The organism is Peribacillus sp. FW305-BF15 (assembly GCF_058783805.1).
On sequence record NZ_JBYSYV010000016.1, the window covers coordinates 51,547 to 73,354 of the forward strand.

Sequence of the window (21,808 nt, forward strand, 5' to 3'; positions counted from 1 at the left end):
AGTATGCTTTTCAAACCTGATCCTTCTTTTAACAAAGCTCTCAAATCCAATCCCAAATGGAATAGAATTTCTTCAGCGATGGTTACAACTCAGAATGTACTTAAATTCGTTATTTTACTGTGACACTTCACAGCGAGATAGAAATTATATTGAAGTTCTCACGTATCCATGATACCTTCAATTTATAGGGATGGTTGGGAGGAATAGGTTTTGAACACAAAGGCATTTTTATTGGCATCTATAACAGTAATTATTTGGGGCTCTACATTCGCTGCTATTCGTGCAAGCTTGCATGGCGGATATTCAGCCGGTCATTTGGTACTTGTTCGTTATCTTATAGCATCAGGAGTTTTTATCCTTTATGCTCTCTGGCCTGGGGTGAAATTTCGACTCCCGAAAAAAGAGGATTTGTTGAGGATTTCGATCCTTGCATTTATTGGCATTAGTATTTACCATATCGGGGTGACATTCGGGGAACAAACGGTTTCGGCGGGAACGGCTGGAATGCTGATCGGTTCAGCACCTGTCTTCATCGCAATCATTGCTGCGTTCGTTTTGAAAGAGCGCCTCGGACTATACGGATGGATTGGTTTAGGAATTGGATTCACAGGGATCACCTTAATAACATTAGGTACCGCAGGACCTTCCCTGAATATTTCTGAAGGAGCTTTTTTAGTACTGATGTCAGCTATTGCTTCTGCGGTGTTTTTTGTTTTCCAAAAGCCACTGTTTAGCCGTTATAATCCGATTGAATTGACAGCTTACTTCACATGGATCGGTACAATACCCTTTTTTATATTTTTTCCTGGGCTATTTCAAGAAATTCAACATGCTACTTTGGAAGGTCATTTATCAGCGATTTTTGTTGGTATTTTCCCTGCGGCCATCGGTTATGTAACTTGGGCAGTCGCTTTATCATTAGGAAAAGCCAGTTCCGTTTCCAGTTTGTTGTACATTGAACCTGTGATTGCCATTTTCGTCGCTTGGGTTTGGCTGCAGGAAGTACCTAGTACCCTTTCAGTCATTGGCGGCAGTATTGCGATATTGGGGGTCCTTGTCGTTAATGGTTTCGGAAAGTATAAATCAGTGGTGAAAAAAGCAGCATGAAAACTAGAAAAAATAGCAGCATCCCAGATTATCATGAATGAACGTATATCCTTCTTGGACGACTGAGCATATAGGAGGGCAGCCTAATAAAAGGAATTCACCCAGGTTGATGAGGTTAATCAGATACACCTGGGGAATTGGATTTTTCCGCCCTGTTCATTACCTGAAATTAAATCTATGTTTAAAGTCCCATTCCAATTTAAATGAATTATTTTCACCTGTTAAAAATTTATAATCAATATAGGACTTTTCTTTCCTAGTCATTCCGTCAACATATGGGGAATAAGTACGGATTAATAATACATTTTTCTTTTCATCAAATTCTACAAGTCTTAGCCAGCCATTTCCCCCTCGATAATTCGTTTGGTAATTGACCAGCATTTGAATGACATCATTTCCTGCTGAGTTTTGTTTTACCCGATGCGCTATCCCATAAAAATGTCCATTAACCGTCATGAACACTTGATTATGGTTCTTTACAAGTTCATCCCATATCAGCCGGCCATTGGACGAATCGGCGGCAATAGTTTTATCATCTTTAACTTTCGGAAAAATAATATCATGTGAGACGAGGATTGTCGGTTTATCTTTATGCCGTTCCAGAACTTTTTTTGACCATTCCAAGTCCTTATGCAGGTTTTTCATATCCACGATTAAAACTAAGTATTCATAACTCCCTGCCTTAGCGATTGCATATGAGCTATACCCAGAGGGAGCCGACCCCTTATAGTAGTTTTTATTCATAAAACGCTGTGGCCCATAATGTGTTAAAAAAGGATCTCCGGCAGCATAGTCATGATTCCCAGCCGCCATCATATATGGAATTTCCTTTTTATCCAAAAGGGAAATGGCTCTGAGCGAATTCTGCCATTGTTTTTCTGAATCACTATCGACAATGTCACCAACAAATGTACTCATGATAATATTGTTCTTCTTGGTGTTATTGGATATCCAGTTCATTTGGCTATTGAAAATCTCAGGATTTTGGCTTGAATATTTCTGGGTATCTGGAATAAAGAGGAAATTATAATTCTTCTTATTCGTTAGAATGGGGAAGGACTTGTTTGATCCTTCAAAGGGTTCATCGTCACGAGCATCCTGTACTAGCCATTCTTTTTCAGTTAATGCCTTGTTGGCAATTCGTATTTCCTGGATATTCCCTCCGAAAAGCGCATCCAACTTATTTCCCCACTCTGTTGCACCGATATTCCAGCCTTTACCTTTTAATGCTGCAATACCTATTGCCTTTTCTGATTCTCCATAATCACTAACGCCATTTAAAGTTAGAGTCGTTGTGCTACCATCATTAACAACTGCCAAATGGTACCATTCACCAGCATTTAAAGAACGAGACCAATTGCTTACATTATAGTTTAGATTGGATGGATGGCTTGTCCAGTGCAATTTTTGATCACTGGATATAGATAAAGCAGAAAGGATTTTTTTCTCACCTTCCATTTTATTAAGATCTGCCGCCTGTCCTTGTCTTGAAAAAAGCCCCATGGCACTTTTGGGTTTCCTTGGCATCTTAAATACCAATTCAATGGTAAAACCCCTATCGAAATTCTCTGAATTGATAGGTGCATCCCGTATGGTTTTAAAATATCTTCCTGCAGGGGCGTTTTCGTAATTGGCGAATTTCAAGCTATTAACTTTATCTTGAGCATAATAATCTTCTTCAGACCATTTCATCATATTTTTTAATTCGGGTGATGCAGGGTCACCTATCGTCACTAACTCTAAATCATTTCCTTGTTTGGTTGTATCTTCAATAATTAAATTACCTTTATCGATTGAACCGCTTTTAACATGTTGTTTTGTGAATTTCCAATTTGCAACGATACTGCTCCGATCATTTTCAGCAACGGAATTTAAAGAATCGGCTGACTTGGCAATACCAGGAACAATCATACATAAGAGTGAGAGACCTATAAATGCTTTTTTCATTCTCATAATATATTCACCCCTTTAAATTAGATTAAGCAATTTAAGAATAATGGTTAAACATATATTCTTTACTTACTACCTGGGTAATTTTTGAGAAATAAGCCTAGGTAGGGGAGATTCCGTATAAGCTGCAATAAGGTATAGTTTGCTTATCTTCTCGATAACTTATTAAGGATGAGTAAAAAAGACTTATTACTAAAAAAGACATTAGGAGATAAGGCCTAATGCCTACAATTTGAAATCAAGGATAACAACTAATTTGAAGTATTTTGTTCTTTAGGTGGGAGGGTAGGAAAACAAGCAATGTGTTAGTATTAGGACAGTGATCCATCAAGATAATGAGGTGAAAAAAATGGTGAGAAGGAGATAGGTAGCCTCCTGTAATAGATGTGGTATTAATCTTAGGAGGCTATCTTGAATTATAGGAGATGTATGAGTTTTGAAACAAAACAAATATGATGATGCAAATTTCTTTTCTGCGTATGAGCAAATGCCACGATCAGTCAAAGGACTCGAAGCTGCCGGAGAATGGCATGTATTAAAAGAGCTAATGCCAAATCTGCGTAATAAAACGGTACTTGATTTGGGCTGCGGTTTCGGCTGGCATTGCCGATTTGCCCGAGAGCAACAGGCAAGTTCCGTCGTTGGTGTGGATATTTCCGACAATATGCTTCAAAGAGCACGTGAAAAAACGGATGACCCTTGTATTTCATATATTAAAATGCCGATTGAAGATATCGATTTTTCCGGATCTGAATTTGATGTCGTTATCAGTTCATTGGCTTTTCATTACATTAAGTCATATGAGGCAATCTGCAAAAAGGTCCATGATTGTTTAAAGCCTGGAGGCACTTTTGTTTTCTCTGTTGAACATCCAATCTTTACTTCTCGCAACGAACAAGCTTGGTATGACGATGACCACGGCAATCATCTGCATTGGCCAGTTGACAACTATCAGTACGAAGGTGTAAGAGAAACAACCTTCTTAACCGAAAACGTAGTAAAGTATCATCGAACGATTTCAACATATATGAATGACTTGATTGATGCAGGTTTCAGCATAAAGGCAGTAAAGGAACCAATGCCTTCTGATGACATGTTAAAAAGTGTTCCTGAAATGAAAGATGAAAATCGAAGGCCCATGTTTTTAATGATCTCAGCAGTAAAGGAACCGAAAATAATGAAGTGAAAAGCAAGGACTGTCAAAAAGTTGCGACGCGGCATATCTGGCAAACACATGTGGAAGAAGCAGATCATCTGCGTCGTCATTAAGATGCAAAACCAATATATGCAAAACGTAAAGAAACGATTGAGCGTGTATTCGCAGATGCAAAAGAAAAGCATGGTATGCGTTGGACTCCTTTAAAGGGACTTAAAAAATTGTCAATGCAGGCGATGCTTACTTTCGCTGCCATTCATTTAAAGAAGATGGCCAATTGGACATGGCGAGGTCCAAAAATGGCCTAACATAGAGGCTCGTTGAGCCCCAATCTCTTAACTTTAGGCGAAAATTCAAAGGAATTTCAAAAAGGGGTCGGAATTTTTTAATTCCGAACCCCTTTTGTCTACAAACTGAGACAGCCATAAGCTGTCTTTTTTTTCACCATCTACAAATCCAATTCCAACCAAATCCGGGAACCCATACTCTCCTACAGCGTGGAATCCATTGTCCGTGTTCCCAATGACCGCCACCGTGTCCGCCCCATTGACCGCCGCCATGACCGCCACCGTGTCCGCCCCATTGACCGCCGCCATGACCGCCACCGTGTCCGTTCCATTGACCGCCGCCATGACCGCCACCGTGTCCGTCCCATTGGCCGCCGCCATGACCACCACCGTGTCCGTCCCATTGACCGCCGCCATGACCGCCACCGTGTCCGTCCCATTGACCGCCGCCATGACCGCCACCGTGTCCGTCCCATTGACCGCCGCCCGGGCCAGGTATTCGTTCTCCATCTATATAATAATGCACATTATTAGGGTAGTAAGTGTAATTATACATTCAAGAAATCCTCCTTTTTTTGTTTACCCTTTCAGACTATGTACAAAGGGTGGGAAGGGTCCTATATGGACAATGATGGACAACAAAACAGGGCTGCCCATTTATTGTTGTTAAAATAAAAGACAACAATATTAATGGCTGTTTTTTTTTTGCCTCATATTGAATTTTTGTTCAGCATTAAGGTAGTAAAGGAACCGATGCCTTCTGATGACATGTTAAAAATTGTTCCTGAAATGAAAGATGAAAATCGAAGGCCCATGTTTTTAATGATCTCAGCAGTAAAGGAACCGAAAATAATGAAGTAAACGAAAAAAGGCGTTTCTACGAAAGTAGGGACGCCTTTTAGTTATTAACATTAATTTTTAAGCAATAATGCGTTGATTATCGACTTTAATTAGGTAATGATTAAATAGTTAAATATGGAAATGGGAGTTTGGAAGGGGGAAATTGAATGGTGAAGGTATTTCCGGTTATTGAAACCAAACGATTGATATTAAGGGAAGTGACACTGGAAGATGCGGGTGACATGTTCAAATATCTATCTGATACAGATGTGGTGAAGCCAATGGGGTTAGATCCATTCGAGACAGTAAATGATGTATGGGATGAAATTAAGTGGTATGAATCTATTTTCGAAAAAGGTTCGGGAATTAGATGGGGAATTACATTAAAAGATTCCGGTAAGGTTATAGGAAGTTGTGGTTTTCTGAATATGGTAACCAAACACCATCGTGCTGAAATTGGATATGAATTAAGTAAAGACCATTGGGGAAAAGGCATTGCGAGTGAAACATTGGAAGCCGTTGTTATGTATGGTTATCGCCACTTTCACTTGGAAAGGATTGAAGCTTTAATTGAACCTGATAATCACCCATCCCAAAAACTAGTGGAAAAACAAGGATTTAGAAGAGAAGGACTTCTTAGGCATTATGAATTTATCCATGGCAAATTCGATGATTTATACATGTACTCACTCATAAAGGAAGATCTTAACGGCAATTCCTTTTAATTGATTCATTATGAAGATCGTTTAAGAAGCGGTCCCTGTTTGTCGACAAAAGTGGATTTCGGAATGCACTCATTGCGAAGCCCTTTTACGATTTTACTGAGGGAATGATTACCAATTGGGATTTTAGCGGTCTGAAGACAAACTCAATGGAAAACTAGTTTGATTTCAGTTAAAAAAAGTTCAAACCGCAAGCGGCTTTGGTATCTGAAAGTTACTCTCCAAGGGTATGGTGAAATTGTCGAATTTAATAAGTGTTTCACAAAACAGTAAAAATTCATAATGGGAATTAGTCTTGAACATGGTTTTGGATGAACATCCTAAAGTGAAAAAAAATCTAGTTGATTGAAATGGAAGGTACGAGACTCCTGCGGGAAAAGCGCGTCCAAGGGAGACCCCACAGGCGCGAAGAGCGCCGAGGAGGCTCCCGGACCGCCCGCGGAAAGCGAGTGCCTGGAATGGAAATCAACGTTCGAATTTAAAATCCAAAATAGTAGAGCGGTTTTTTTATAACTATATATTCATAAATCTTAGTTTACTCATTTGCTTGTATAATCTCTTTCAACCTTACAAATTCGGGTAGTGTATGACGAGTACCAATCTTTCATACCTTTTTCTTGTGCCTTTTTGTGAGCGGCATTTTCCTTCCAAAGCTTTATGGCATCCAAGGACTTCCAATAGGATACGGTAATTCCTAACCCGTTTTGATCTCTTACGCTTTCGACTCCTAAATAGCCATCTTGTTGAGCGGCAAGTTCATCCATGAATTCTGCGGTTGAATTATAGCTTGCGGCATCCTTATCGCTTCTTTGCGAAGTAAAAATGCAAGCGTAATAGGGCGGTTCGGGAGTATTTGCAAATAACATGAAATGATGCCTCCTTTTAACTTAATATTCAAAATAATACCACATAGGCGAGAATGAGGATAGTTGCCCGGTAAAGAGGTACTCAGCAAAGAAAACAAGGAGGTAAAAAGCAGTATATATCTCTGACACGGCAATTCTGCTAAAGGGATTTTATTCTGATTCACGAATATATATTACTTTGACGGCTTTACAAAAAAAGGAGATGGTCTTGTGTGCGGGATTCGTTAGCAAACATATAGAAAGAGATGCATATTTACCGAAACAACGCGATATTCTTTTGGAAAATGCATTAAAAGATTTATCGGCAGATCCTGATGTTTTGGCTATTTACATTGCTGGTTCATTAGCAAAAGGAAACGATGATCAATACTCCGATATAGATTTGCACACCATTGTTAATCCAAAACGTAAAGCAGAATTTTTAGAGGGAAAAAGGGATAGAGCCAATAATTGGGGAGATGTTTCATTTCACGAAGACTGCAATCCTTATTCACCGTATGTCGTCACTCATTATAATACCTTTGTAAAAGTTGATAGCTGGTATCATGCACCTGAGGAAATTGTTCCCTCCATTTGGTTAAAAGAGGTAGAAGTCATCTATGATCCTTTTAATATTATGAGTCCTATTATAAAAGAATCGGCAGAGAAAGTGTATAAACCTACACCTGATGAAGTTGAGCATTGGAGAGGAAAGCTGCTTGCATTTGTCCATGAAACCTACAGGGCCGTTATGAGAAGAGAAATGCTATATGCACTATCCAATCTTGATAGGATACGGTGGCTGATTGTGTCTGGTTGGTATATGGAAATGGAAGAGCATTTAGATATTCCCTATGGAGTATGGACAAAAATTGAGGGCAATAGAAGTAAGTTAGCTGGAAAGCAGTTATCCCTGTTGGAAAGTTGGGATTGTGGCCGCAATTCAAATGAAATTATTAAAACGTTGAGACGTATGATCCCAGAATTCCTCAGACTAAATGAATACCTATGTACTCAATTGGGTGTCGAAACAAATGAATACCATATCAAAAGAATAATCGATATGGCTATCTGATACCATATGAGGCTAATGAGGTAAAGTACGTGTAAAATGTGTAATTTCTATTGGAGGGATGCTAAGTGGCACAATTGGTATATCATGTAGCCGTTTCACTTGATAATTTCATTGCAGACCAAGCAATGTTGGAAGGGGATATCAATCATTCTTTTTTCTTATTTGAAGGAGATCATGTCCCGGACTTTTTATCCGATATCCAGCAATATGAAGCGGTATTGATGGGAAGTAAAACATATGAATTTGGATTTCAATTCGGAGCCAAACCGGGTGAACCAGGTTATAAGGGTTTGAAACATTATATATTTTCGAGCTCCCTTCAGTTTGAATCGAATGAGGAGGTAGAGCTTATCGAGGGAAACGCCGTTGCGTTTATTGAAAAACTCAAACAGCAAGGTGACGGAAAGCTATGGCTTTGCGGGGGCGGAGAACTGGCTGGATCGTTATTGAAACATAAACTCATTGATCAATTGGTGCTGAAAGTGAATCCAGTCATAATCGGTGAAGGCATCCCTCTTTTCGGCAGTGTTAAGCCAAGTCTAAAATTGGACTTAGTTGAAATGAAACAATATCCAAACGGGGTGATTAAACCGACATATAATATTATTTATGCGTAGGAACTTCATTCCCTAAATAAGTTGTACTTCTACTTAGCTGTGAGGGTTGTGTTACCGCAACCCTTTTCTAATGCAACAAATCTTCTTTCGGAGGGGAATTTGCAGCATAAGGGCTTTTCCTATAATAAAACTACCATAAATATTATTCTATTCAGATAGTTTGCCATATGCAACATAGTTATCTATCTCTTACTTATATAAAGCGATACAAAAAGGTTGCTATAGACCCACCCATTTTTAAGTTGATATGATATTCAGGTACTTAATTGTGGGGGGAAGTTGAAATGGAAGAACAAAAATATAATGACCTCAAATTAGGCGAACGTGGTGCAATCATCAGTATTATTGCTTATATTTGTCTATCAATTATAAAGCTGGCTATCGGATACATAAGCGACTCAGCGGCTTTAAAAGCGGATGGGTTGAACAACACGACTGATATTATCGCGTCCCTTGCCGTATTGATTGGTTTAAGGCTAGCTCAAAGACCCCCCGATAAAGATCATGGTTATGGTCATTGGAAGAGTGAAACGATTGCATCAATGGTAGCTTCATTTATCATGTTTGCCGTTGGTGTACAAGTATTGATAGATGCTGTTGCTTCCATGCTTAAAGGTGGAGAGGAATCACCTGACATTATTGCCGGATATGTAGGTGTTTTATCAGCAATAGCTATGTATTTTGTATACCGATATAATAAAAAGCTTGCTATGAAAATTAACAGTAAAGCCGTTATGGCAGCTTCAAAAGATAATATTTCCGATGCTTGGGTAAGTATAGGAACAGCTATAGGGATTTTCGGATCCCAATTAAATATGCCATGGCTTGATCCCCTTACGGCCATCATTGTTGGATTATTAATATGCAAAACAGCCTGGGATATATTCAGTCAAGCCTCACATGAACTTTCTGACGGTTTTGATGAAAATAAAATTCATCTATATAAGGATGTAATTACAAATGTGGATGGAGTCAAGGGGATAAAAGAAATTAAAGGAAGAAATTACGGGAACAATGAAGTGATTGATGTTGTGATCCTTGTCAATTCTACCTTGGATATTAAAGAAGCACATGATATAGCGACACATGTAGAAAAAGTGATGATGAAAGATCATGGAGTGTATGATGTTCATGTCCATGTAGAGCCCAATTAAGGTCTAAATCTGCTTTACAAACATATGAATGATATGTAATCATTAATTCATTACATTGGAAGGAAAAGGTACCTTATACAATGAAGCAGTAATCTTATCAAATAAACAGTAAATCTGAATCAATTTCAATGGGTGTAATCGGTTAGATATGTTCAATGCAAATGCTCCGTCACTTTGTTTGCTTACCGGATTTATCGGTAAGTAAAGTGAATTCATTTTTTCATTTGAACAAGAATCTTTTTAGATACCCATGTGAGGTTTTTAATGATTATGTTTAGAGATGGGATTCGTCTGTTCGTTTATAGGTACTAATTCATATACAATTACTTTTTCTGATATCCAATCAGATGAGGTATATTTGGTTTATGTATATTAATTTAGTAACAGGCGATCTCTCTCTAGAAAAATGGAGGGGGATTTTTTATGTTATTTTTAAAAGCGAATGATTTAAAGAAAAGCTACGGAAGCCGTGAAGTTCTTTCTGTTGATACACTTCATCTTTACAGTCATGATCGTGTTGGTTTGGTTGGCAGGAATGGAGAAGGTAAAACGACCCTGCTTTCTATACTAGCAGGAGTGAGGGAACCCGATTCCGGTCATATCGAGAGCTATGGAACAGTCAGCTATATCCCGCAGATGGAAGAAACTGAACAAGAAATAAGCGGGGTATTAACGAGTATATGGAAACTGCCCGATGAGAATCAAGAAATCATAAGCGGCGGTGAACGAACCCGAAGAAAAATCGCCGCAGCCCTTTCTTCCAATGCGGATGTATTGATCGCGGATGAACCTACCAGCCATTTGGATATATTCGGAATTGAACAATTGGAAAAAGATTTAAAATCTTTTAATGGCGCTATTTTGCTTACTTCACATGATAAAGCATTCTTGAATCATCTATGTACAACAATATGGGAAGTTGAGCAAGGCAAGGTAACGGTATATGAAGGGAATTACGAAGCGTATATAGAACAAAAGCAGGCAAAAACAGAAAAGGAAAATAAGCAATATGAAGAGTATACCCGCGAAAAGAACCGGTTGAAACAGGCTGCACAAAACCTCCAAGCCAAATCCGATTCAATTAGGAAAGCCCCTAAACGAATGGGTAATTCAGAAGCAAGGCTGCATAAACGGAGCTCCGGGAAACAGAAGGCGAAATTGAACCGTTCTGCTGAAGCGATCGAAACTCGAATCGAAAAATTAGCAAAAAAAGAAAAACCGAGGGAAGATCCCCCCATCATCTTTGATATTTCAGAATTTCCATCTTTGCATAGCAAAAGGGTCATTCGATTTAATGGCTGTTCCCTGAAAGTCGGGTCACGGGTGCTAAAACAACATATTTTTGGAGATGTCCCCTTAGCTTGCAGACTCGCCATCAATGGTCAAAATGGTTCAGGAAAAACGACATTATTGAAAAAGATAGTGGAAAGGCACCCAGATTTATATGTAGCGATGCCAGCAAAGATTGGATTTTTTGCCCAACAACAAGAAAATTTAAATGAAAGTAAAACGGTTCTCGAAAATATATTGGAGGACAGTCCCTACAATCAAGCCTTTATTCGTACACTTTTATCACGATTAGCTTTTAAAGGAAATGACGTTCACAAACAAGTATCACTTTTAAGCGGTGGGGAAAAAGTCAGGGCTTCCCTAGCAAAAGTTTTTTTGGGAAACTATAATGTACTGGTTTTGGATGAACCTACAAATTACCTGGATATTAATACTAAAGAGGCTTTAACAGAAGTGTTAAAAGCATATCCAGGAACGATCGTTTTTGTGACTCATGATCGTTCATTGATCGAATCTCTTGCAACACATTCACTTTCATTTGAAAAAGAACCTCCGAGAGTATGTGCTATAAATAAGGAATCAACAAAATCAGCCACTCGCAAGGATGGCCTTGAAGATAAACAGGCTGAGCTTCTTATGATTGAAGTGCAAATCATCGAGACACTTGGTAAACTGTCCAGTGTTATGAAGGAAGAAGAAAAAGCGGAATTGGATAGGGAATACCTCCAACTCTTGAACAAGAAAAAAGAGCTTGAAGAATAAGTGCAATCCATAAAAGGCGCTTCTCAATCGAGAGGGCCTTTATGATTTAGTTTATTTTACATTTATTAAAAGACCAATAAAAAGGATTAAAGTAAATTCATCCTGATTGGAGATCAAATGAAAATTTGATCATTAAATGGCTATGGGGAGCTAAGATTAAGGCAGCCATCGTTACTGTTGAAAACAAAAATGACTCCAGGCAAAAGTGTTCTATCTAAAAGGTAAGACAAAGTTGATTGGAACGGAAGGTACGAGACTCCTGCGGGAAAAGCGCGTCTAGGGGAGACCCCGCAGGCGAAAGCCGAGGAGGCTCCCCGACCACCCGCGGAAAGCGAGTGCCTGGAGTGGAAATCAACGTCCAAATTGTACAAGGCATAAAAATAGACAAACTCGATTTTCATCGAGTTTGTCTACAGTCTGAAGCCCCTTACTCATATAAGTAGGGGCTTTTTTATGTTTCAAGTACATTCACTTAACAAGTGCATATGATAATTTTAAAAACTGTGAAGGGTTGAGAAAAATGTACTATGCTCCTTATATCCATCCACATCCCTATCAATATCAAAATTCTTATTATGTTAATGAACCAATGTATAACCATTTAAGAAATCCTGATTATTGGAGTGTAAATAATGTTAACCATTTGGGCTATTTACAATCATCAAATGGAAGAAATAATATTGAGGTAAAAGATTATGGACCTAAGCCATTTGTATTGAATATCAATGAGGGTACGAAACAAAACACAACCTACCGTACCGCCTTATGGACAGGAAAACATTTGCAAGTTACATTGATGAGTATTAAAGTTGGTGAAGATATTGGTTTAGAAATTCACCCAAACGTTGACCAATTTTTACGTATTGAACAAGGTCAAGGGGTTGTTCAAATGGGCAATAGAAAGGATAATTTAAACTTTGTAAGAAACGTCTATGATGATTATGCGATAATGATACCTGCTGGCACATGGCATAATGTAGCCAATACAGGTAATATTCCTCTAAAGCTTTACTCGATATATGCTCCTCCTAATCATCCATTTGGTACTGTTCATGTTACCAAAGCAGATGCAGTGACTGCAGAAGAAGTGCAACGATTATGGCAATAGATCGTATATGCTCCAGAAAGTAAATGTATATATAGAGCAAAAGTATGCAGATAGGGTTTTGACAGATTGGCTGACCCTTTTTATTTTGTAAGGTGAACAATATCTCCAAGGTTCCTCCATCTTTCAAAGCCCACCCTTATAGAGGGTCTTTTTTGTTTTTAATGATCAATACAAAAGAATAACGTGGATACCCTGCACCTATTTTTACTGCGAAACATTGAAAAGTCCCTACTTGCATTGATTGGGGATATTTTTTTTGATTCCATAAAGATAATGTAGGTCAACGGCTCAAGATCTTTTTAAATTTACAGGCAACGCTTGATATTTGAGCTACCCGCCATTTTTAATTTTTAGCATTAAATATAGTCTTGGAAAATTAATATTGAATTCTTTTTAATTGTTTCCTAGCACTTTATTTATGAAGAAAATAATTATTTTTAATAAAATATATATTGTACGAATGCCGTCTCACTAACATCCTATGTTAATGAAACTTCGACGGTCTCCAATATAAAGGGGGATTTGTGCCCCTACATAAACAACTGTTATTCGGCAGAGAACCTGTACTTGTTGTAGTGAAGGGTGATTGTATTACGATAAAAAAGGAATGCCAATTATTATGAGCATTCCTTTGCATTCAGATTTTGTTGCTGTTGCTCTCGTTTTCCGGTTTCTTTATGATTGCGTATGCTAGGTATCCTATTAAGCCAATAAATAATCCGGTGCCGCCTACAATATAAATCATTGTAAACACTTTTCCTAATGTTGTCTGCGGTTCAAAGCTGGGATGCCCAACCGTGCTAAGAGTAACAACACAGAAGTAAAGGGAATCAATCACAGTTAGACCTTCCTGCTTAACATAGAAAATCGTGCCGGAAAATAACATAACGAGGACCAAGACGAAAAGAACCTGGAAGTTTTTCAATTTAAAAGCGGACCAGAGCGCTTTTAGAAAACGTTTCAAGGTGAGGATAAATGAAATCATTGGTAATCGAATTTCCTTTCGGTTCATTTCATTTTAAGTAAAGTGAATGAGTAAATCCTGATATTCGAGCTTGATCAGTTAATCATTCTACTATACATGAATTCAGTTTAGATTGACAAAAAAACCTGTTTATTTTGATCTGGCTTGAACTAGAAGCGTTGGTAAACAATAGAAGGAGAAACTAAGTAAGAAGGGGGACAATCATGAAGCCACGTATTACTGTCATTACATTAGGTGTGGATGATTTGGAAAAATCGCTGGAATTCTATCGGGATGGCCTGGGATTTCAGACAGAAGGAATAGTGGGCAAAGAATTTGAGCATGGAGCCGTTGCCTTTTTCGACCTGCAAGGTTGCTTAAAGCTTGCCATATGGAATCGAAGGGATATAGCTCATGAGGCCAAGGTTCCTTTGTCTCCGGCAAGCCCTACTGAATTTACCCTTGGTCACAATGTAGGCAGTAAAGAGGAAGTGGATATTGTGTTGGAAAAAGCAAAAAAAGCTGGAGCGATCATAACCGATCCGGCACATGACACTTTCTGGGGAGGATACTCTGCACACTTTCAAGACCCTGATGGACACCTTTGGGAGGTCGTTTGGAATCCGCAGTGGGATGGTGAATAGAATCATGATTAGAGATCATTTCGATACTCTAGTTTTATTCATTCCATGAAGATCAAAGTCTAGGGGAGACCGCGCAGGTTTAGAGGCGCCGAGGGCTGTCCGCCCGCGAAAAGCGAGTGCCTGGAGTGAAAATCCAACGTTCAAATTATAAAAACCATAAAAAACTGTAGGCAAAATCGATTTTCATCAAGTTTGCCTACAGTATGAAACAAGTACTTTACCTAGGGGTTATGTGCTTGTTTTTTATTTATGAACTCCCTGCTTTTTGCAATCAATTCATTATTCTTTTCAATCGCTTCGTTATTACTGTATTTCACCTGATTAACGGTATCATTATCTTCCATGTATTCAAGCAGCAAGTCTACCGCTTTATCCATCAGTCTTTCGATGGGGATACCTCTTTCTTCAGCCAAATTAGCGAGTCTATTATTCAAGTACGGATTGAGGGTAATGTTTATTGGTTTTCTCGTTTCAGAATTGATAGGCCGTTCCACCTTCAGTCTTTTAATCTATCATATACCTTTAATTGAGGGTTAACAAATATAGTGTAGGGAAATGTATGTAGGCTTTGGTTCATCTTTGCACTCAATTCTGGAAGTGAAAAGTGATTTCAAAAAAGAAAGCAGGAAATTGGCAGTGATCAATTTTCCAGTTTTCTTTTTTTTGTGCACTTGGGGAGTCACGAGAAGGGTTTCCACCTCTTTTATCAACAGCGGATTTATAACTACACTATGTATTCTTGGATTTCAAAGTTAATAACATAAACCATATTTTAAATAAAAATATTGACATAATGAATATAACGTTATAATGTTTATTTATTGTAATTGTGTGTTTTTTCAGACTTTTAATCAAAAGGGGGAAAAGTTATTGAATAATTTTATGGGGATACTCGAAATGAAAGTGCTTCCAGTCGCAAACAAAATTGGTTCACAAAGACATCTGCTGGCAATCAGGCACGGGGTTCTGGCAACACTTCCACTGACGATCATTGGATCATTCTTTGTTATTTTGTTGAATTTTCCAATCAATGGGTATGACGAATGGATTGCACCTTATCGTGCCGCTTTGGATGTTCCGTTTCGGTTTACGGTCGGAGCAATGGCTTTATATGCAGCTTTTGGGGTGGGGTCAGCGCTTGCAGGACATTATAAATTAGATCAGCTCAGTGCAGGCCTTCTATCAGTCTTAGCTTTTCTGATTACATGTGTTGTGCCTACCCAAGTCATGGAATCCGTTCCAGGAGTAATAGAAGCCGGTCGCTGGTTACCTATCAGCTCTTTAAGCGCAGCCTCTTTATTCGGTGCAATAGTAACATCCTTGATTTCAGTTGAGATTTTTCATTTTTTGATTAAACGCGATATAAAAATCAAATTACCGGAAAGCGTTCCGCCAATGGTTTCGAATTCCTTTGCAGCCCTGATTCCAACATTGGTAGTGGTCCTTCTTTTCTGGGGCATTCGATATGGTTTGGGCTTTGACATTAACTCGATCATCACTACTTTGGTGTCACCTCTTAAAAATTTATTGGTTGGCAATAGTTTAATAGGAGGTTTGCTTACAGTCTTTCTCATCGTTTTCTTTTGGTCTCTTGGTATTCATGGACCGGCAATATTGGGTCCGATCATACGGCCGATGTGGGATTCGGCGATTCTCGAGAATATGGATGCATTTGCAAGAACGGGTAATGCGGCGAATTTGCCCAATCTATTTACCGAACAATTCATTCAATGGTTCGTCTGGATTGGCGGGGCGGGATCGACATTATCACTTGTTGTACTATTCCTATTTTCAAAATCGAAGTATTTGAAAGAGCTTGGTAAACTGTCCTTTGTTCCAGGGATTTTTAATATTAACGAACCTATCATTTTTGGAGCGCCGATTGTCATGAACCCCATTTTAATGGTTCCATTCATTGTTGCCCCTTTGGTAAATGTCATCGTCTCATATACATTCTTTCAATTAGGGTTAATACCGATGATAATGGCTAAACTGCCGTTTACGGTCTTTAGTCCAATTGCCGCTGTCATCAGTACAAATTGGACAATCATGGCCGGGGTTCTCGTTTTATTGAATTTTGTCATCTCATTAATGATCTATTTTCCATTTTTCAAGATGTTCGAGAAGCAGCATCTACGTGATGAAAATAAAATAGAAGCTGGACCGGAAGAAAAGAAAGCGGGCATTAAATATGCTTGAAATAATATTCGCCATTCTATCATTTGTCGGGGCGCAAATCATTTTTTCCCGTACTCGGCTAGGTGAAAGTTTAACACCATGGAAATCGGTTGGCCTGTCTATTTTAATCATTAGCTTTTCAATCTTTCTATTTACCGCAATGGGATCGACTTATTATTTGATTGTCATTGTACCAACGATTATTTGTTCTGTAATGGTATCCTCCCGCTACCGTGACTATTTAATGGGATTACAAACTAAGCGGGCTCAATGGAAAGAAAGTAGAAAAGGAGTGAATGATAGCTTATGAGAAGATTAGGTATTTCAATTTATCCGGAACACTCTACACCGGATAAAGACAAGCAATATATTAAACTTGCCCATAGTTATGGTTTTGAACGAATATTCACGTGTTTATTATCGGTTTCAAAACCATATGAAATTGTCATGGAAGAATATAAAAATATTATTTCTTATGCGAAAGCGCTACATATGGAAGTCATACTTGATGTTGCTCCAGCTGTTTTCGATAAGTTTGATATTAGCTATGATGATTTAAGTTTTTTCGCAGAAATGGGAGCTGACGGCGTTCGTCTGGATCTTGGATTCGATGGCTTGAAAGAAGCTAAAATGACCTATAATCCTTATAGATTGAAAATCGAATTGAATATGAGTAATGATGTTGATTATTTATCGAACATTCTGACGCATCAGGGCAATAAAAATCAAATCATTGGCTGTCATAATTTCTATCCCCAAAAATTCACAGGTCTTCCTTACGACTTCTTCATCGCCTGCAGTAAACGGTTTAAAGAACATGGCATTCGTACAGCTGCATTCGTTACTTCACAGACCGGTGATATAGGTCCTTGGAGTATAAATGATGGATTATGCACATTAGAACAGCACCGTGAACTTTCAATTGATGTACAAGCCAAGCATCTATGGGCAACAGGTTTAATTGATGATGTCATCATTGGGAATGCTTACGCTAATGAAGAGGAACTAAGAATGCTGGGGGCCTTACAGCGTGACATGATCGAGTTGAAAGTGGAACTCCATTCGGATGCGTCACCAATTGAGCAAAAAGTTGTACTGGATGAATTACACCTTCGCCGTGGTGATATCAGCGAGTATATGGTCCGTTCAGTGGAGGTCCGAAAAAAATATGCGAATGAAGATTTTGCAGTCCGGGAAAGTATCCCGCAGCGCAAAGGGGCCGTTTTCATCGGCAATGATTCTTTTGGAAAATACAAAGGCGAACTTCAAGTCATCTTAAGGGATATGCCATTGGATGAACGTAAAAATGCAGTCGCCCATGTTGTAAAAGAGGAACTTTTTTTACTGGATTATATTAAACCATGGGGCACATTTAGATTGATTAAATAACCTGACCCTAATTTATAAGGAGGAATAATGATGAATATTTTATTATGCTGTTCTGCAGGTATGTCCACTAGTCTTTTGGTTAATAAGATGGAGAAAGCAGCGGTGGAAGAAGGATTGAGCGTGAAAATCCAGGCTGTTGCCACTATGGAAGTAAGAAACCATATAAATGAGGTGGATGTTATTCTTTTAGGCCCACAAGTTCGGTATCAACTTAATGATATAAAGAAAATAGGGGATGAAAAAGGAATACCTGTAGATACGATAAATCCAATGCATTATGGAACTTGTAATGGCAAGGAAGTATTGCGTACGGCCCTCCAATTAATTTCGAAATAGCATACTATCAAAAGGAGTGGTAAAATGACGAAAACAAAAGAGGATCTATCAGAATTATCATTTCAATTAATTCTCCATAGCGGGAATGCCCGCAGTTGTGCAATGGAGGCCATCGCCTTGCAAAAACAAGGTAAATCAAGCGATGCCCAGGATAAATTAAAGGAAGCGGAACATGAGTTTGTTGCTGCACATAAAATCCAAACCGCATTGATTCAACAAGAAGTGAATGGTGAGAAATTCGATATTCCAATGCTCTTGATCCATGCTCAAGATCACTTGATGACTTCCATGACAACAAAAGATTTAGCGATAGAAATCGTGGAATTACACAAGAAAACACAAAAGAACTAACAATATTCAGGAGGTTGCTGCGGCAGCCTTTTTCTTATGTTCATAACGTGAGAACTTCAACGAGAAGGGGGATATCCTCCTTCATGAACCTAAGTTAAATGAATATGGCAGATAAGGGTCACTCAAGATTAGGATTCTCCGAAAATTTAAATTATACTAGGTTCATGACAGTAGCAATAGATGCTGTCACTGATTAACGAAGGGCAGTCATGATAGAAAAACAAACGACTAATTAGCAAGCGCAATCATTTTTATAAAAGGGGAGAAAAACATGCAAAGAGTCAATCTAACTGAAGATCTTAGTCTTTCACGCATTGTACACGGTATGTGGAGATTGGCAGATTGGAGATTTTCTGCCGAGGATATCCTATCTCTTATTGAACACGGAATGGATCGGGGCGTCACTACATATGATCACGCCGATATATATGGAAGCTATACGTGTGAGGAGATTTTTGGGAACGCACTTTCATTAAAGCCTTCATTACGCGATAAAATGGAGATCGTTACGAAATGTGGCATCGTTCTTCAATCAGAAAACCGTCCTTCCCATAAAAGTCACCATTACGATACTAGTAAAACCCATATCATAAAGTCTGTTGAACAATCCCTTATGAATCTTAAAACGGATTATATTGATTTATTACTTATCCATCGTCCGGATCCCCTGATGGACCCGGCGGAAACGGCTGAGGCGTTTAATCAATTAAAGGAATCAGGAAAGGTCCGGAACTTTGGAGTATCGAACTTCAAAAAACCGCAATGGGATATGCTCCAATCATATCTATACTATCCGCTTGTGACGAATCAGCTAGAGCTTTCGGCATACAATCTTGAAAACTTCGAAGACGGAACCTTGAACTTATGTCAGGAAAAGGGCGTTGCGCCTATGGCATGGTCACCGCTTGCAGGAGGCAGCATCTTTGAGGAATCGAACGAAAAGGCTGTCCGTTTAAGAAAAACGTTAGAAACCGTGAAAGAAGAAATCGGTGCCAATGGAATAGATGAAGTGATGTATGCCTGGCTGTTGAGGCATCCCGCAAAAATCATGCCAATCGTTGGGTCCGGTAAGAAAGAACGGTTGGACAGCGCCATCGATTCACTAAACTTAAGCATGGAAAAAGAGCAATGGTTTAACATTTTAACTAGCTCGATGGGACATGATATTCCGTAATGAATTGTACCTTTGAACAAGAAACCTTGCCTTCATTAATGGGGACCTCCGTAAAGAGGTCCCCATTCTTAAATTTCAAACAGAGACGAGATGGACTTTCACTTTTCAAAGCATGATTTTTGGTGAATTTTTTAAGTGCTAATAAGATTTTGCCATATAATAAAAATACTATTTGATTTTCGAGGTGAAACAACATGAAAATCGGGGTAATAGGAGCAAAGTATTTTGTTGGAATCCATATCAATCCACTTTCCCATGTTTCCCAAACCATTCATTTCCGTTCAATATGATATGTGGAAGAAAGCAGTCTATTAATAGAAAATGCGGGAAAACAAACCGATCTATTACCGTTTTCAGTTTCCATACCTTTTTTATTGATATGAAAAGGTTAAAAGAAGCTTAATAGAAACTATTTATGTCCCATCTTCTGGACTTTCAGATAATTCTTGCTCCATACCTTCTATTTGACTTTCACTAACTGTGGTCTTGGTGAATTATAATAATCGTATTTTGCATCAAAACTCGTGTGACAGCCGTTTTTCCATTTCTGTTATTGAAGGGCGCGCAGGCATTTTCAATGATGGAACCTCCTGATCATTCAAGCCAGTAGCAATGATAATTACTATAATTTCATCTTTTAAGTTTTCATTAATAACAGAACCGAAAATCATATTTAACTCTGAGTCTGCCTCGGAAGTAACAATATTTGCTGCCTCTTGTACTTCATATAGACTTATATTGGCGCCTGTGAGTTTCATTAGCACACCTTGGGCTCCGTCGATGGAAGTGTTAAGTAACGGACTGGAAATGGCTTTCTTTGCAGCTTCCGCAGCGCGATGTTTACCTGTTGCTCTGCCAATGCCTATTAAGGCAGACCCTTTATTGGACATGATTGTTTTCACGTCTGCAAAATCAATGTTGATTAAACCTGGTACAGCAATTAAATCCGATATACCTTGGATACTTTGACGAATAACATTATCCGCTTCAAGAAATGCTTCAAGCATTGGTGTATTTTTATGTAAAATCTCCAATAAGCGATCGTTTGGAATGACAATTAATGTGTCCACTGCTTTTTTCATTAAGGAGATCCCTCCTGCTGCTTGTGTTGCACGCTTATTGCCCTCAAACGCAAACGGAAGTGTTACAACGCCAATGGTTAGTATGTCAAGCTCACGGGCAATTTGAGCAATGACAGGGGCAGCACCCGTTCCTATACCGCCGCCCATTCCGGCTGTAATGAGTACCATGTCTGTACCTTTTAATGCTTCTTGGATCTGCTCTTTGCTTTCTTTAACTGCTTGTTTACCTACCTCTGGATTTGCCCCTGATCCTAAACCTTTTGTCAATGTTGCACCGATTTGTATCTTGCTCTTTGCTTTTGATAAATTAAGAGCTTGTGCATCTGTATTAACAGCTATAAATTCTACACCTTTAACTCCATGTTCGATCATACGGTTAACGGCGTTATTTCCTCCGCCGCCAATACCAATTACTTTAATGTTGACGGATGAGTTTACACTTGTAACAAACTATAGGACCTCCTAGGCATTGAAATTACCTTATTTCAAATTATTCAAATAAATAGCGGAAACAACACTCATTCTTTTATTAGAAATGTATTGTCTTTCATATATTCAGATTTAGTTAAAGAAAAAGGCATTGTCGTTAGCAGTCCCGTAAAGGAGACTTCTACCGACAATGCCTTTCATTGAACCCTTCCATTCTTTGCTAAAGGTGGGTGGGTTCGATATCCTAAAAAGGTAATCTTTGTTTTAATTCTAAGGTAATTCCACTTTTAAATCAATATATACACATTATTATAAACAAATACGTATTCATGAAGATGGCGACGACCA

21 protein-coding genes and 1 pseudogene are annotated in these 21,808 nt (G+C 38.6%); 16 read left to right on the plus strand and 6 right to left on the minus strand.

Annotated elements, in window-relative coordinates; all coding sequences use genetic code 11:
* Positions 1–210 precede the first annotated feature (210 nt).
* Positions 211–1,107 carry a DMT family transporter gene (locus AC3WLU_RS17470; protein ID WP_098937077.1) on the plus strand — a complete coding sequence of 299 codons (897 nt, stop codon included), beginning with the start codon at positions 211–213 and terminating at the stop codon, positions 1,105–1,107.
* Between the two features lie 159 nt (positions 1,108–1,266).
* On the opposite strand, the gene AC3WLU_RS17475 is transcribed toward AC3WLU_RS17470, so the two are convergent.
* On the minus strand, positions 1,267–3,060 hold the full coding sequence (locus tag AC3WLU_RS17475) for a laminin G domain-containing metallophosphoesterase family protein (protein WP_492597646.1): 1,794 nt from the start codon (positions 3,058–3,060) through the stop codon (positions 1,267–1,269).
* A 433-nt stretch (positions 3,061–3,493) separates the two neighbouring features.
* Here AC3WLU_RS17475 and AC3WLU_RS17480 point away from each other — a divergent pair, with 433 nt between their 5' ends.
* On the plus strand, positions 3,494–4,243 hold the full coding sequence (locus tag AC3WLU_RS17480; protein ID WP_492597647.1) for a class I SAM-dependent methyltransferase: 750 nt from the start codon (positions 3,494–3,496) through the stop codon (positions 4,241–4,243).
* Positions 4,243–4,521 (plus strand): annotated as a pseudogene (locus AC3WLU_RS17485) (transposase); the annotation flags it as partial. The gene AC3WLU_RS17480 and the pseudogene AC3WLU_RS17485, both read left to right, overlap by 1 nt.
* A 133-nt stretch (positions 4,522–4,654) precedes the next feature.
* Here AC3WLU_RS17485 and AC3WLU_RS17490 read toward each other — a convergent pair.
* Positions 4,655–5,056, minus strand: a complete 402-nt coding sequence (locus AC3WLU_RS17490) for a hypothetical protein (protein ID WP_492597648.1) — start codon at positions 5,054–5,056, stop codon at positions 4,655–4,657.
* Between the two features lie 454 nt (positions 5,057–5,510).
* On the opposite strand from AC3WLU_RS17490, the gene AC3WLU_RS17495 reads away from it, so the two are divergent.
* Positions 5,511–6,065, plus strand: coding sequence for a GNAT family N-acetyltransferase (locus AC3WLU_RS17495; RefSeq protein WP_492597666.1), 555 nt, complete (start codon positions 5,511–5,513; stop codon positions 6,063–6,065).
* Between the two features lie 536 nt (positions 6,066–6,601).
* Here AC3WLU_RS17495 and AC3WLU_RS17500 read toward each other — a convergent pair.
* Positions 6,602–6,928 (minus strand): antibiotic biosynthesis monooxygenase family protein, encoded by a 327-nt coding sequence (locus tag AC3WLU_RS17500; protein ID WP_063576684.1) that lies wholly within the window; start codon positions 6,926–6,928, stop codon positions 6,602–6,604.
* A 208-nt stretch (positions 6,929–7,136) separates the two neighbouring features.
* Here AC3WLU_RS17500 and AC3WLU_RS17505 point away from each other — a divergent pair, with 208 nt between their 5' ends.
* From AC3WLU_RS17505 to AC3WLU_RS17525, 5 genes are all read left to right on the plus strand, one after another.
* Complete coding sequence (locus AC3WLU_RS17505) at positions 7,137–7,982, plus strand: nucleotidyltransferase domain-containing protein (RefSeq protein WP_492597649.1); 846 nt, start codon at positions 7,137–7,139, stop codon at positions 7,980–7,982.
* Positions 7,983–8,047: 65 nt separating this feature from the next.
* On the plus strand, positions 8,048–8,599 hold the full coding sequence (locus AC3WLU_RS17510; RefSeq protein ID WP_057276155.1) for a dihydrofolate reductase family protein: 552 nt from the start codon (positions 8,048–8,050) through the stop codon (positions 8,597–8,599).
* Positions 8,600–8,883: 284 nt separating this feature from the next.
* Positions 8,884–9,753 carry a cation diffusion facilitator family transporter gene (locus AC3WLU_RS17515; RefSeq protein ID WP_330502457.1) on the plus strand — a complete coding sequence of 290 codons (870 nt, stop codon included), beginning with the start codon at positions 8,884–8,886 and terminating at the stop codon, positions 9,751–9,753.
* A gap of 423 nt (positions 9,754–10,176) precedes the next feature.
* Positions 10,177–11,805: a ribosomal protection-like ABC-F family protein gene (abc-f, locus tag AC3WLU_RS17520; RefSeq protein WP_400449820.1), complete on the plus strand. Its 1,629-nt coding sequence runs from the start codon at positions 10,177–10,179 to the stop codon at positions 11,803–11,805.
* Positions 11,806–12,325: 520 nt separating this feature from the next.
* On the plus strand, positions 12,326–12,913 hold the full coding sequence (locus AC3WLU_RS17525; RefSeq protein WP_492597650.1) for a cupin domain-containing protein: 588 nt from the start codon (positions 12,326–12,328) through the stop codon (positions 12,911–12,913).
* 637 nt (positions 12,914–13,550) lie between these two features.
* Here the strand turns inward: AC3WLU_RS17525 and AC3WLU_RS17530 are convergent.
* Positions 13,551–13,898, minus strand: coding sequence for a potassium channel family protein (locus tag AC3WLU_RS17530; protein ID WP_413002484.1), 348 nt, complete (start codon positions 13,896–13,898; stop codon positions 13,551–13,553).
* Between the two features lie 203 nt (positions 13,899–14,101).
* On the opposite strand from AC3WLU_RS17530, the gene AC3WLU_RS17535 reads away from it, so the two are divergent.
* Positions 14,102–14,521 (plus strand): VOC family protein, encoded by a 420-nt coding sequence (locus tag AC3WLU_RS17535; RefSeq protein WP_278089212.1) that lies wholly within the window; start codon positions 14,102–14,104, stop codon positions 14,519–14,521.
* 221 nt (positions 14,522–14,742) lie between these two features.
* On the opposite strand, the gene AC3WLU_RS17540 is transcribed toward AC3WLU_RS17535, so the two are convergent.
* On the minus strand, positions 14,743–15,015 hold the full coding sequence (locus tag AC3WLU_RS17540) for a ribbon-helix-helix domain-containing protein (protein WP_198426235.1): 273 nt from the start codon (positions 15,013–15,015) through the stop codon (positions 14,743–14,745).
* A 376-nt stretch (positions 15,016–15,391) separates the two neighbouring features.
* Here AC3WLU_RS17540 and AC3WLU_RS17545 point away from each other — a divergent pair, with 376 nt between their 5' ends.
* From AC3WLU_RS17545 to AC3WLU_RS17570, 6 genes are all read left to right on the plus strand, one after another.
* Positions 15,392–16,720, plus strand: coding sequence for a PTS sugar transporter subunit IIC (locus AC3WLU_RS17545; protein WP_053534585.1), 1,329 nt, complete (start codon positions 15,392–15,394; stop codon positions 16,718–16,720).
* The gene (locus AC3WLU_RS17550) at positions 16,713–17,009 is read left to right on the plus strand and encodes a hypothetical protein (protein ID WP_106027878.1); all 297 of its coding nucleotides are present in this window, start codon (positions 16,713–16,715) and stop codon (positions 17,007–17,009) included. The genes AC3WLU_RS17545 and AC3WLU_RS17550 overlap by 8 nt, the downstream gene beginning before the upstream one ends.
* Positions 17,006–18,088: a DUF871 domain-containing protein gene (locus AC3WLU_RS17555; protein WP_413002487.1), complete on the plus strand. Its 1,083-nt coding sequence runs from the start codon at positions 17,006–17,008 to the stop codon at positions 18,086–18,088. The genes AC3WLU_RS17550 and AC3WLU_RS17555 overlap by 4 nt, the downstream gene beginning before the upstream one ends.
* Positions 18,089–18,118: 30 nt before the next feature.
* The gene (locus AC3WLU_RS17560; RefSeq protein ID WP_048685915.1) at positions 18,119–18,424 is read left to right on the plus strand and encodes a PTS sugar transporter subunit IIB; all 306 of its coding nucleotides are present in this window, start codon (positions 18,119–18,121) and stop codon (positions 18,422–18,424) included.
* 24 nt (positions 18,425–18,448) lie between these two features.
* Complete coding sequence (locus AC3WLU_RS17565) at positions 18,449–18,775, plus strand: PTS sugar transporter subunit IIA (protein ID WP_063576673.1); 327 nt, start codon at positions 18,449–18,451, stop codon at positions 18,773–18,775.
* A 271-nt stretch (positions 18,776–19,046) separates the two neighbouring features.
* Positions 19,047–19,949: an aldo/keto reductase gene (locus tag AC3WLU_RS17570; RefSeq protein WP_413002489.1), complete on the plus strand. Its 903-nt coding sequence runs from the start codon at positions 19,047–19,049 to the stop codon at positions 19,947–19,949.
* Positions 19,950–20,464: 515 nt separating this feature from the next.
* On the opposite strand, the gene ftsZ is transcribed toward AC3WLU_RS17570, so the two are convergent.
* The gene (gene ftsZ, locus AC3WLU_RS17575) at positions 20,465–21,451 is read right to left on the minus strand and encodes a cell division protein FtsZ (protein WP_492597667.1); all 987 of its coding nucleotides are present in this window, start codon (positions 21,449–21,451) and stop codon (positions 20,465–20,467) included.
* Between the last annotated feature and the right edge of the window lie 357 nt (positions 21,452–21,808).

Excerpts from the sequence above, each read along its gene's own strand:
- AC3WLU_RS17570 (WP_413002489.1), top strand. The coding sequence starts at position 19,047 with ATGCAAAGAGTCAATCTAACTGAAGATCTTAGTCTTTCACGCATTGTA.
- AC3WLU_RS17475 (WP_492597646.1), bottom strand. The coding sequence starts at position 3,060 with ATGAGAATGAAAAAAGCATTTATAGGTCTCTCACTCTTATGTATGATT.
- AC3WLU_RS17535 (WP_278089212.1), top strand. The coding sequence starts at position 14,102 with ATGAAGCCACGTATTACTGTCATTACATTAGGTGTGGATGATTTGGAA.
- AC3WLU_RS17515 (WP_330502457.1), top strand. The coding sequence starts at position 8,884 with ATGGAAGAACAAAAATATAATGACCTCAAATTAGGCGAACGTGGTGCA.
- abc-f (WP_400449820.1), top strand. The coding sequence starts at position 10,177 with ATGTTATTTTTAAAAGCGAATGATTTAAAGAAAAGCTACGGAAGCCGT.
- AC3WLU_RS17560 (WP_048685915.1), top strand. The coding sequence starts at position 18,119 with ATGAATATTTTATTATGCTGTTCTGCAGGTATGTCCACTAGTCTTTTG.
- AC3WLU_RS17530 (WP_413002484.1), bottom strand. The coding sequence starts at position 13,898 with ATGATTTCATTTATCCTCACCTTGAAACGTTTTCTAAAAGCGCTCTGG.
- AC3WLU_RS17565 (WP_063576673.1), top strand. The coding sequence starts at position 18,449 with ATGACGAAAACAAAAGAGGATCTATCAGAATTATCATTTCAATTAATT.
- AC3WLU_RS17550 (WP_106027878.1), top strand. The coding sequence starts at position 16,713 with ATGCTTGAAATAATATTCGCCATTCTATCATTTGTCGGGGCGCAAATC.
- AC3WLU_RS17490 (WP_492597648.1), bottom strand. The coding sequence starts at position 5,056 with ATGTATAATTACACTTACTACCCTAATAATGTGCATTATTATATAGAT.
- AC3WLU_RS17500 (WP_063576684.1), bottom strand. The coding sequence starts at position 6,928 with ATGTTATTTGCAAATACTCCCGAACCGCCCTATTACGCTTGCATTTTT.
- AC3WLU_RS17555 (WP_413002487.1), top strand. The coding sequence starts at position 17,006 with ATGAGAAGATTAGGTATTTCAATTTATCCGGAACACTCTACACCGGAT.
- AC3WLU_RS17525 (WP_492597650.1), top strand. The coding sequence starts at position 12,326 with ATGTACTATGCTCCTTATATCCATCCACATCCCTATCAATATCAAAAT.